Genomic DNA, 1,768 nt, shown 5'->3' on the forward strand with positions numbered 1-1,768 from the left:
TCCGCACCCCGCTCCGCAACCGCCTCGACGATCGGGCGCACCGATGACAGCGCGGCATCCACGTCCACTCCGCCGCGTGGCAACGCCGCCCGCAGCCGGGCGGCTGAGAGTTCCTCGCCCCGCAGGTCGATGCGCGCCATCACGTTCACATCGACCATTGTCCCAGAACAGGGCAACTACATATCTGACCGGTACAGTGACCGCACACCACGAAAACGGAGCCGCCATGTCCGCGAAGGACCATCCCAACAACGCCCCGGGCGTGCCGATGCTCTTCCCGCCCTGGTTCGAACGCTTCCAAGTCAAGTACTTCAACCCGGCGGTGAAGCCGTTCGCGCGCTACCTTCCGACGTTCTCGGTGATCAAGCACCGTGGCCGCACATCCGGCAAGGAGTACGAGACCATCGTCACCGCCTACCGCAAGGGCAACGTGCTGGCGATCGCGCTGGCCCACGGCAAGACGAATTGGGTCAAAAACGTGATGGCCGCTGGTGAAGCCGACGTGCACTTCATCCGCAAGGACGTCCACATCACCAACCCGAGGGTCCTGCCCGCGGGCAGTGACGGCACGGGGCTGCCGCGGATGGCCCGGCTGCAGATCGGCCGGGTCGGGATGTTCGTCGCCGATATCGCCTAAGCCGAACTCACCGCGCCACGAGATTGCGTCCAGGGTCGTGGTTTTCGCCGAATCACGACCCTGAGCGCAATCTCGCGTCAACGGAGCCTAAGCCCGGGTGAATACGGTCTTGCCGGCCATCGTCGGCCAGACCGACGGTGCGTCTTCCCAGGGGACCACGCGATCGACCGCCGGTGACAGATCGCAGCCGCCGGCCAGCAGCTCGACCACCTGCGGCATCACCGCACGGGCGCTGACCCGCCCGGTCACGAACCGCACACCACGGGTGTACATCGACAGCAACGGCATCTCGACGTTGTATTCGGGGTAAATCCCGGTGTCGGTACATACGCCGTCGGGCCAGGTCGCGCGAAGCGTCGCAGCAAGCAGCGCCCGATCGCCGCTGGTGTTCACCGTGACCGGATAGGGATCCCAAGACTTGTCCGGCTTGGCGCTGTCGTGTACGACCGCGCCGAGTTTTTCCGCTACCGCGAGCCGCTGCGCGTCGGTGTCCAGGTAGTCGACGTGACAGCCGAGCGCAGCGGCGAACGCGGCCGCGTACAGCCCGATCGAGAGTCGGCCGACCACCAGAACGCGGCGATCTACCGGATCAAGGCCGGCCAACTCCGCGCTGTAGGGACCGACCGCACGCCAGCCGTCGGGAATGTTGTCCGAGAGTGAGGCGATGGCGACCGGATCCGCGGCGTCGGGAATCGGCATCAGCATCCCGTCCGCGTAGGGCACGAGTACCAGGTCGGACATGAATCCGCCGCCATCCAGGCCCGCAAGGGGGGCCATGCCATACATCGCCATCAGCGGCACCGATCCGCAGGAACCCGTCACGCCGCGGCGGCATTCACGGCAGTCGCCGCAGCTGATCTGAAACGGCACGACCACCCGATCGCCAACGGTGACGCTGCCGACTTCGTCGCCGACAGCGACCACCTCGGCCAGCCCCTCGTGCCCGACGGCATGTCCGGGCGGCATCGGCAGCCGGCCGCGGGCGACGGCCACATCCAGATCGCAACAGGCCACCGCCACCGGCCGGACCAGCGCCTGCTCGGGTGCCGTGATTTTGGGCTCGGGGACCTCGCGCCAGGCGTATCGACCGGCCTCTTCAAACGTCAGCTGCCTCATTGCAGCATTCTTGAG

The 1,768-nt window shown here is 66.9% G+C and carries 2 protein-coding genes and 1 pseudogene; 1 reads left to right on the top strand and 2 read right to left on the bottom strand.

Annotation, left to right across the window (positions count from 1 at the left end; all coding sequences use genetic code 11):
- Nucleotides 1-143 (bottom strand): annotated as a pseudogene (locus WB785_RS02280) (histidinol dehydrogenase); the annotation flags it as partial.
- A gap of 83 nt (nt 144-226) precedes the next feature.
- Here WB785_RS02280 and WB785_RS02285 point away from each other — a divergent pair.
- Nucleotides 227-637 (top strand): nitroreductase family deazaflavin-dependent oxidoreductase, encoded by a 411-nt coding sequence (locus tag WB785_RS02285; protein WP_424077076.1) that lies wholly within the window; start codon nt 227-229, stop codon nt 635-637.
- An 87-nt stretch (nt 638-724) separates the two neighbouring features.
- Here the strand turns inward: WB785_RS02285 and WB785_RS02290 are convergent.
- On the bottom strand, nt 725-1,768 hold a 1,044-nt coding region (locus WB785_RS02290; protein ID WP_424077077.1), incomplete at its 5' end, for an alcohol dehydrogenase catalytic domain-containing protein.

The organism is Mycobacterium sp. (assembly GCF_049585075.1).
GTDB lineage: Bacteria > Actinomycetota > Actinomycetes > Mycobacteriales > Mycobacteriaceae > Mycobacterium.

Excerpts from the sequence above, each read along its gene's own strand:
- WB785_RS02285 (WP_424077076.1), top strand. The coding sequence starts at position 227 with ATGTCCGCGAAGGACCATCCCAACAACGCCCCGGGCGTGCCGATGCTC.